At 66.8% G+C, this 8,842-nt stretch carries 9 protein-coding genes; 3 read left to right on the top strand and 6 right to left on the bottom strand.

Annotated features, from left to right (window positions below):
* Positions 1-5: 5 nt before the first annotated feature.
* On the bottom strand, positions 6-1,412 hold the full coding sequence (locus AC3WLD_RS06005) for a hypothetical protein (RefSeq protein ID WP_492556035.1): 1,407 nt from the start codon (positions 1,410-1,412) through the stop codon (positions 6-8).
* Positions 1,413-1,433: 21 nt separating this feature from the next.
* Positions 1,434-2,186 carry a MauE/DoxX family redox-associated membrane protein gene (locus AC3WLD_RS06000; RefSeq protein WP_492556034.1) on the bottom strand — a complete coding sequence of 251 codons (753 nt, stop codon included), beginning with the start codon at positions 2,184-2,186 and terminating at the stop codon, positions 1,434-1,436.
* 44 nt (positions 2,187-2,230) lie between these two features.
* Here AC3WLD_RS06000 and AC3WLD_RS05995 point away from each other — a divergent pair, with 44 nt between their 5' ends.
* Together AC3WLD_RS05995 and AC3WLD_RS05990 are read left to right on the top strand one after the other, a co-directional pair.
* Entirely contained in the window at positions 2,231-2,632 is a 402-nt protein-coding gene (locus AC3WLD_RS05995; RefSeq protein ID WP_492556033.1) for a MerR family transcriptional regulator, read from the top strand.
* A 79-nt stretch (positions 2,633-2,711) separates the two neighbouring features.
* Complete coding sequence (locus AC3WLD_RS05990) at positions 2,712-3,623, top strand: DUF2167 domain-containing protein (protein ID WP_492556032.1); 912 nt, start codon at positions 2,712-2,714, stop codon at positions 3,621-3,623.
* A gap of 3 nt (positions 3,624-3,626) precedes the next feature.
* On the opposite strand, the gene AC3WLD_RS05985 is transcribed toward AC3WLD_RS05990, so the two are convergent.
* Positions 3,627-4,445: a DUF1206 domain-containing protein gene (locus AC3WLD_RS05985; protein WP_492556031.1), complete on the bottom strand. Its 819-nt coding sequence runs from the start codon at positions 4,443-4,445 to the stop codon at positions 3,627-3,629.
* A 42-nt stretch (positions 4,446-4,487) separates the two neighbouring features.
* Positions 4,488-5,588 carry a redox-regulated ATPase YchF gene (gene ychF / locus AC3WLD_RS05980; protein ID WP_492556030.1) on the bottom strand — a complete coding sequence of 367 codons (1,101 nt, stop codon included), beginning with the start codon at positions 5,586-5,588 and terminating at the stop codon, positions 4,488-4,490.
* A gap of 136 nt (positions 5,589-5,724) precedes the next feature.
* Between ychF and AC3WLD_RS05975 the strand changes: the two genes are divergently transcribed.
* Positions 5,725-7,236, top strand: a complete 1,512-nt coding sequence (locus AC3WLD_RS05975) for a tetratricopeptide repeat protein (protein ID WP_492556029.1) — start codon at positions 5,725-5,727, stop codon at positions 7,234-7,236.
* An 85-nt stretch (positions 7,237-7,321) separates the two neighbouring features.
* Here AC3WLD_RS05975 and AC3WLD_RS05970 read toward each other — a convergent pair whose 3' ends face one another.
* A complete protein-coding gene (locus tag AC3WLD_RS05970; protein ID WP_492556028.1) occupies positions 7,322-8,053 on the bottom strand; it encodes a cistern family PEP-CTERM protein in 732 nt (243 codons plus the stop codon).
* A 138-nt stretch (positions 8,054-8,191) separates the two neighbouring features.
* Positions 8,192-8,761 carry an aminoacyl-tRNA hydrolase gene (gene pth / locus AC3WLD_RS05965; RefSeq protein ID WP_492556027.1) on the bottom strand — a complete coding sequence of 190 codons (570 nt, stop codon included), beginning with the start codon at positions 8,759-8,761 and terminating at the stop codon, positions 8,192-8,194.
* Between the last annotated feature and the right edge of the window lie 81 nt (positions 8,762-8,842).

Here is an 8,842-nt window from a genome sequence, read left to right as displayed (position 1 = left end):
GCTGGTCAATCCTGCTCGCCAAGGATGAAGCGGGCAAATACCGTCGCCCCGACCGGGTGCTTGCCATACGCAGCGTCGAGGGCGTCGGGCTTGAAGTAGGTCGAGACGGCGCCGCCCAGGGCAAGCGTCACCGGGCCGAGTGGCACGCGATAGGCATAGCCGGCCTGCAGCTTGGTCACGCGGAACGTCACGTCGTGCAGCGGGTCGGAATGGTCAGGGAAAAGCTCGTCGTTGGCGACGTTCTCGATCCTGCCGAACAGGGTGTGACGGTCCGACAGGTCCCAGTTCACCTCGCCCAGCCACGCAGTGAGGGTGTCGCCCGGCACCCGGTTCTTGGCACTGAACGCGGCCATGGCAGAAAGGCCACTGCCGTTGGCATAGTGGACCGAGGCTGTGGTGCGATGCTCGTCCTCGCCCGGGTGCAGCGTTTCGGGCTGTTTGAGCTCGCCATAGCTTGCCTGCACCGCCCACTTCGGCGTGGGCGTCCAGGTGGCGCGGACGGACCAGGAGTCGAGCCTGGGCGTTTCGATGTTCCAGCGGTGCTCGTCGGGTTCCTGCCCGCGGAAGGCGCTGCCTTCGAGCTGCCACTGCGGCGTGGCGACCCCGGCGGTGACGACGCCATAGGTGATATGCGTGGAATCGAACCAGTGGTGGGTGATCGGCGGCTCCGGGTTATAGCGCGCCGAGCCGCGGTGCATGAACGCGCTTGGCCCCAGCGCCGGCTCGCCGACCGGGCCGCCGTAGAGGAACACGCTGGCGTTATCGCCGACGTTGATGTCGAGCCGCGCGGCCAGCTCCATGAACAGGTCGTGCGGGTGTTGCCGATCGACCAGCGGCTCGCCGCCTGCGGTCTCGCCGGTGGCGAACAGGTTGGGATAGCCGCGCGCGTCCATCGCGGGCTCGAGGCTGAGCATGGTCCGCGCCTGGAACCGGCCCCATTCTGCCTCGCGCTCGGCCATGAGCATCAGCATCGAGGTGGCATAGAACTTGTCGTCGCCGCGCGGGCCCGAATGGTCGGTGTACTGCGCCGAGACCGAGCCGTGGGCCATCAGCATCCAGTCGCCGGCCATGGCATGAAGTCCGGGCTCGGCGGGTTCCGCTCCGGGAATGCGGGCGGTGCCGGATCCTTCGCCATAGGCGGACGGCGCGGAGGGCATCGCCATGCCGTCGTGGGAGCCGTGTCCGGCGTGTGCAGGGCTTTCCCCGGTCGTCAGCATGTCCGTCTCATGATGGCCGGCGTGTCCGGTCGGGGCAGGGGCAGGAGCAGGCACCGGCGAAGGAGCAGGCGCCGGAGCCGGAGCCGGAGCCGGCATCTCCATGCCCTGATGCATCGAATGGTCCATCTCCTGCGCGGAGGCGGGAGCGGCGGAGAGAAGTGCCAGCAGCGAAGCGCCGGCAAGCAGGGTACGCATGGGGAAGTCCTTCACACAAAATCAGAAATGACGCGAGAGCATCCACAGCGCCATGGCCACCATCACCACGTTCTCGGTCAGCGAGACGAAGCCGAGCGGAACCCGGCCCGATCCGCCGACGCAGGCGCACTTGAGTTCGCGCTTTTGCACGTAGACGGCGTAGAACACGCTGATCGCGCCGATCGTTCCGATGAACAGGGCAATCGGGATCGACAGCCAATCTAGAGCATGAGCGCTCATCAGCACACCCGCGAGCGCCTCGCCGAACGGATAGAGCGTGGCATACGGCACCCAGCGCCGCGCCAGCAGGTCATAGCCGAGGAACATCGTGGCGAACTTGTCCACGTCCTGCAGCTTGAGCATCGCCAGCAGCGTCATCGCGAACGACACGAACCATTCCGCGGCGCGCAGCGTGAACGGCGTCTGGTACGCCGCCTGACTGACGGCGAGAGCCAGTGCCCCGGCGATGGCAAACACGGCGAGAACCGGCGTGTAGCTGGTGCGGTCGGGATCGGCGACCTCCAGTCCGAGCCAGCGGCGGGTATCATCGTAACCGCCCACGCGCTCCCCGCCGATGAACACCTGAGGCGTCGTCTTGACGTCGTGCTCCGCCTTGAAGGCGTCGGTTTCGTCGCGGGTCGTGAGCCAATGGTCCTCGACGGTCCAGCCCCGGCTTTGCAGCAGGTGCTTCGCCTTGAGCCCATACGGGCAGACGTGCTTGTCCATCACCATGCGGTGCAGGACGGCGGTTTTAGGGAGCTGTTGTTTTGTCATGGCGAATCGGCTTATACGTTCCGTACCGTGGTACGGAGTCAACTATGGTCGCGCTGACAATTTCCGGGCTGGCGAAAGGGGCAGGCGTGGGCGTGGAAACGGTCCGCTTCTACCAGCGCCGCGGGCTCCTGCCCGATCCCCGGCCGTCGCGGCTGGGCGGTGCGCCGGGGCGGCGGCATTACGGCGAGGACGAGCTGCGGCGGCTGCGCTTCATCCGCTCGGCACAGAAGGCCGGGTTCACGCTCGAGGAGATCGGTGAACTGCTCGCGCTCGATCGCACCGGCGAACGCGCCCGCGCCCGCGAGCTGGCCCGCGCGCGGCTTGTCGAGCTCGACGCCCGGATCGCCGAGCTGGAGACGGCGCGGCGCTCGCTGGCAAAGCTTGCGAAGGAATGCGCTTCGGGCCGCGACGGGCCGTGCCCCATTCTGGAGGCTTTCGACGCGTGACTGTGTTCCCAAGCATTTGACTCCGTAACGGAATCAGGCACTCTTCGGCCGGGGATCTGGCGGAAGGGGGCCATCAGGAATGCACAAACTCGTCAAGCTGCCGCTGGTAGCGCTTGCACTCGCGCTCGCCGCGCCGGCGATGGCCAAGGAAGAGCCGCTTCCGCCCGAAATCGAAAAGGCGCTGAAGGTCGCGGACAGCCTCCACCCGAAGCAGGGCAAGATCGCCCTGCCGACCGCCCACGCCACGCTCGACCTCGGCAAGAGCTACGACTTCTACGACGCCGAAGACGCGCGCAAGATCATCGTCGATATCTGGGGCAATCCGCCCGAGGCTGGTGATGGCATCCTTGGACTGGTCATGCCGGCGGGCAAGTCGCCCGTCTCCGACAGCTGGGGCGCGGTCCTCAGCTACGAGCCGACCGGCTATGTCGAGGACAGCGATGCAGCCGATGCCGATTTCGGGGCGATCCTCGAGGAGCTGAAGACCAACGCCGAAGCCCAGAACGAGGCACGCAAGTCGCAGGGCTACCCGGCGATGCATGTCGCCGGCTGGGCGGAATCCCCGCGTTACGATGCAGGAACCCACTCTGTGGTCTGGGCGCGCGACCTGATGATCGACGGGAACCAGGTCCACACCCTCAACTACGATCTTCGCACGCTCGGGCGAAGCGGGGTGCTCTCGGTCAACTTCATTGCCGGCATGCCGGACTTGCCCGCGATCAAGACCGCCGCCGCCGATTTTGCGCGCCATGCTTCGTTCGACACCGGCTCGCGCTATGCCGATTTCGATCCCTCGCTGGACGAAAAGGCAGAGTACGGCATCGGCGGGCTAGTTGCGGCGGGCGTGGGCGTGGCCGCGGCGAAGAAACTGGGGCTGCTGGCAATCCTGCTCAAGTTCCTGAAGCCCATTGCGATCGCGGTGGTCGCAGGCGGTGCCGCGATCGCGCGGTTCGGGCGCAACCTGTTCGGACGCGGTGGCGGGGACGCCTGAGCCTCAGCCGAACTTGCGCTTGGCGGCCTCGGCAACAGCCACGCGCGGGACGATACGGTAGCGGGCCAGGATCAGGCCGAACAGGCCGAAGACGATCAGGCCCGCCGCGACCCCTAGGTAGACAACCCGTTCGCTGCGCAGGGCCATGATCGCGCCGCCGATGGCAACGGCCTGGTCTTCGTCCTCGAACCACGCGGACTTGATCAGCGACCAGCCGATCCCGGCGAACACGACCGCTCGCGCCGCGTGGCCGATCCGGCCCAGGGTACAGGTGAAGCGGGGCGCGCCGGATTGGATGAAGCGCATGAACTTCGCCTTCCACGCTTCCTGCGCCTGCGAGGCGGCGGTGGCGAAGAAATAGAGACCGACCATGCCCAGCAGGACCGCCCCCAGCGGCAGGTCGAGCAGCGTGCGCGCCGCCTGCTGGCCGCGCTGGTCGCCGTCCCCGCTCTTGTGGACCACGGACAGGAACTGCAGCGCCGTGTAGCCGAGCATGCCGTGTGCGAGCCCGCTGAATATCGCTCCGGCCCGCTTGGCAAAGCCCTTGAGGTCATGACCGTGCTGATCCAGGTCGAGAATACCGGTCGCGAGGCGGTACACACCGTAGGCGAACAGGCCGATTGCCACTGCGACCAGCAGGACGCTGCCCAGCGGCATGGCGCGCAGCGTATCGAACACCGCGTTCTGGCCTTCGCCGGCGCGGCTTCGCGTGGCGATCGCCAGCCAGCCGAGCAATATGTAGACAAGCGCCCGGGCGGCAAAGCCGACGCGCGCGATCCGGTCGAGCCGGGTCACCCGGTCCAAAGTTTCCTCACCCTTCATGCGCGGCCTAACGCGCCGGGGCGAGTGTCCGTTCCGGAAAGATCAGACGTTGAACTTGAAGTGGAGCACGTCGCCGTCCTTGACGACGTATTCCTTGCCTTCCTGCCGCAGCTTGCCCGCATCGCGCGCGCCGGTTTCGCCGTTGCAGGAGACGTAGTCGTCGAACGCGATGGTTTCGGCGCGGATGAAGCCGCGCTGCATGTCGGAGTGGATCTCGCCGGCGGCCTCGGGCGCCTTGGCCCCGGCGTGTACGGTCCATGCGCGCGCTTCCTTGGGACCGACGGTGAAGAAAGTCAGGAGATGAAGCAGGTCGTAGCCGGCGCGGATCACGCGGGCGAGGCCCGTTTCGTGAAGCCCCATCTCCTCGAGGAAGACCATCCGCTCCTCGCCGTCCATGCCGACGAGCTCGGCCTCGATCGCTGCCGAGACGATCACCGCATTGGCGCCTTCGGCCTTGGCCTTTTCGAAGACGCGGGCGGAGAAAGCATTGCCTTCGGCCGCGGACTCTTCCTCGACGTTGCAGACGTAGAGGACCGGCTTGGCGGTGATCAGCTGGGCCTGACGGAAGACGCGGGCCTCTTCCTCGTCGCGCGGCTCGACAAGGCGCGCGGGCTTGCCTTCGCGCAGCAGTTCGAGCGCCTGGCCGAGGACGGAGGCGATGATCTTCGATTCCTTGTCGCCGGCCGCGGCCTTCTTCTGCGCGGCGGGGACGCGCTTCTCGAGGCTCTCGAGGTCCGACAGCATCAGTTCGGTCTCGACCGTCTCGGCGTCGGAGATCGGATCGACCTTGTTGTCGACGTGCTGGATGTCGTCGTTCTCGAAGCAGCGCAGGACGTGGACGATGGCGTCCACCTCGCGGATGTTGCCGAGGAACTGGTTGCCGAGCCCTTCGCCTTTCGATGCGCCGCGCACGAGGCCGGCGATATCGACGAAGCCGAGTTGGGTCGGGATGATCTTCTGGCTGCCGGCGATGGCGGCAAGCTGGTCGAGCCGCGGATCGGGCACGCCGACCTGGCCGACGTTCGGCTCGATCGTGCAGAACGGATAGTTGGCGGCCTGCGCGGCCTGCGTCTCGGTCAGCGCGTTGAACAGCGTCGACTTGCCGACGTTGGGAAGGCCGACGATCCCGCAACGGAAACCCATTTCAAACTCCGAGAAACTAGCAATCGCGCGGCCCTTAGCGGCCATGGGCGGTAATTGCCACCTTCACGGAAATTTCAGTCATTCCGGGCACAACCGCGCGCGACGCCAGCATTGGCCCTGTGTTCGGAGTCCGGTCATGAAACTCGTCTACCCCTTGTCAGCCCTGCTGCTGCTGGCGGCGTGCGGCGACAATCCGCAGGATCGTCTTGCCCGCGCCCAGAAGGAATTCGCGGCGCACGATTACCGCGCCGCCCAGCTCGACCTTGCCGCGGCGCTTGCGGCTGAGCCTAACAACCCGGTCCTGCTCGAACTGCACGCCCGCAACGCGCTGGCAATGGGCGACGGGGTTGCTGCCGGGGCGTCGCTCGACAAGCTGCCGGCCGACAAGCGGCCCGCTGACTTCGCGCTGCTGCAAGGCGAGGCTGCCGTCCTGCGCGACAAGCCGGATGCGGCGCTGGCGCTTCTCGGCGCCGATGGCCGCGCCGAGGCCCATCGCCTGCGGGCACTCGCCTTCCTGCAGAAGGAGGACAACGGCAAGGCGGCGGAGGCATTCGCGGCGGGGCTGGGTGGGGCGGGTCCAAAGGCGCGGCTGCTCGCCGACTATGCGCGCTTCAAGCTGCACGCGGGCGATGTCGCCGGGGCGCAGGCCCTGCTTGCCCAGGCAGCGAAGGAGGACGCGGCCCTGCTCGACGTCCAGCTCGTTTCGACGCAGCTCGCTACGGCCAGGGGCGACCTCGCGGGGGCGCTCGGACATTACGATAAGGCCCTGGCCGGATACCCGGGCAATCTCGCCGCGCTGACCGGCAAGGCAGCGGTGCTCGGTGATCTGGGCCGCACCAAGGACATGGAAGCGGCGCTCAAGCTCGCCGCGGGCGCGTCAGGGGCCGATCCCTCGGTCGCCTATCTCCAGGCCCGCGCTGCCGCCGCGCGTCGGGACTGGCAGGGCGCGCGCGACATTCTCCAGGCCAACGAGGAGAAGCTGGCCGGGCGCGACGATGCGGCGCTGCTTTATGGACAGGTGCTGTCGGCGATGGGCCAGAACGAGCAGGCGCGGTCCAAACTCGCGCAGCTCGTCTCGAAAGACCCGCAGAACCTTCTCGCTCGCCGCGCGCTTGCACAGGCGCAGCTGGGTGCGGGCGATGCCAGGGGGGCGGTTGACACGCTGAGGCCGCTGGCGGCGTCGCCGCTAACCGACGTCGCTGATCTTCGCCTGCTGGCCGATGCCGCGAAAAAGGCCGGGGACCCCGACGCGGCGCGCTTTGCCGAGCGGGCGAAGTTCCCGCATCCGCAAGCGCTGGCCAAGGTGCTGGCCGATGCCGACACCGCGATGAAGGCCGGCAACTGGGGCAACGCTATCGCCAGCTACGAGCGCATCATGGCGGTGACCGACGGAAAGAACCCGCTGGTCCTCAACAACCTGGCGTTCGCGCAAGGGCAGGTCGGCAACAAGACCGCGGCGCTCGACTATGCGCAGCGAGCCCTGAAGGTCGATCCCGGCAATCCTTCGATAATGGATACCGTGGCGATGTTGTTGATCGAAACCGGCGGCGACAAGGACCGTGCCGTTGCCCTGCTCCGTGCGGCGGCGGCGAAGGCACCTGCCAACGCGACGATCCGCGCGCATCTGGCTGAAGCCGAGCGGGGCTGAATAAAAAAGGGACCGCGGCGCATGCCGCGATCCCCCCCCTTTTCCCGGCCTGTCTGGAGCAAGCAGGGAAGTCTTTGAAATACTATCAAACGATAGAGTGAGTCAACGCGCGATTGCTGCCATTCTGGCGGCGACGACGCAGCAGCGCGAGGCCGACCAGACCGCTGGCGAACAGGCCGACCATGCCCGGCTCGGGCACGGCGGTGCCACCGCTGGTCGAGCCGCCCGACGAGGTCAGCGTGCCTTGGCCGCTGGCCGAAGACGGCGGGTTGTTGGTGCCGGCGATTGACTGATACCGCACGAAGAAGTCCGACAGCGTCAGCGACGAGATCGGCTGCGAGAAGCTCAGGGTGAAGCTGCCGGTCCCGCTCTGCCCGATGGTCAGCCCGCCGCTGCCACCGCCGGCGCACGAACCGGTCTGGGCGTCCTTGAAGCAGACATCGACAGTGCCGATGCCATTCGGATAGTTCGAGTTCAGCGTGGTGTAGCTGAATGCGCCGGTGCTGGTCGCGCTCGTGATGTTCGGATCCGCGTTGAACGCGAAGCTCGACACGCGCGAGTCGGTGATCGGGGCCGTGCTGGTGTTCGAAACGGCGTAATCGAACGTGTAATCGGTGCCGTTGATGCCGGTGAGCTTGAAGGTCGTCGATGCGGTGAGCCCGTCGATCGTGGTGCCGTTCGAGAAGCCGTCATAGTTCAGCGTGTACGACTGACCGACATTGGCCGAGCTGAAGGTGATCGGTTCGGCCATGGCAGGCGCGGCGGCGAGGAAGGCTGCGGTTGCGGCAATCCCGGCAAAAGTCTTGGCAAGGTTCATGGCGGCACCCCCTTTTTGGCGCAGAACAAGGTTGACGCGAACAAACGCAACACCCGTGCCAAGCTAGGATTTCCGCCATTCCGTTGGTTAACGGCGGTCCGGTTTGTAAGGTATTTCGACTCCGGTCCGGCCTTGGACTCAGTCCTGCTTGCGCAATGCGACGTCGTTCATGAAGCGGACGTCGTCGCCATCCGCGAGCCGCTCGGCCTCTGCCGAGATCGCGCCGAGCATCCCGGCGAGATCGTCCATCTCGGCCTTGGCAAAGTTGCCGAGGACGTGGCCGGTCACCCGGTCCTTGTGACCCGGGTGGCCGATCCCGAGCCGCACCCGGCGGAACTCGGGGCCGAGATGCTGGCCGATCGAGCGCAGGCCGTTATGGCCGGCCGTGCCGCCGCCCTGCTTCACCTTGACCTTGAACGGGGCGAGGTCGAGTTCATCGTGGAACACGGTGAGTGCTTCGAGGCCGAGCTTGAAGAAGCGCAGCGCTTCGCCGACCGAGCGGCCGCTCTCGTTCATGAACGTCGCAGGCTTGAGCAGGAGGATCTTGTGCCGGCCGATGCGGCCTTCCTGGGTCCAGCCCAGGAACTGCTTCTTCACCGGCCCGAAGCCATGGATCTCGGCGAGGGTATCGGCCACCATGAAGCCGACGTTGTGCCGGTGCATCGCATATTGCGGACCGGGATTTCCGAGGCCTGCCCAGATCTGCATAAAAAACCCCTCCCGCTTGCGGGAGGGGCAGGGGGTGGGCCTGAACTCAGGCGCTGCACCCCGATCTGCCCACCCCAAACC

It is taken from the genome of Novosphingobium sp. FW305-C-111 (assembly GCF_058783565.1).
Note: the sequence above shows the minus strand (reverse complement) of the source record. Positions and strands in the feature narration are given on the sequence as shown.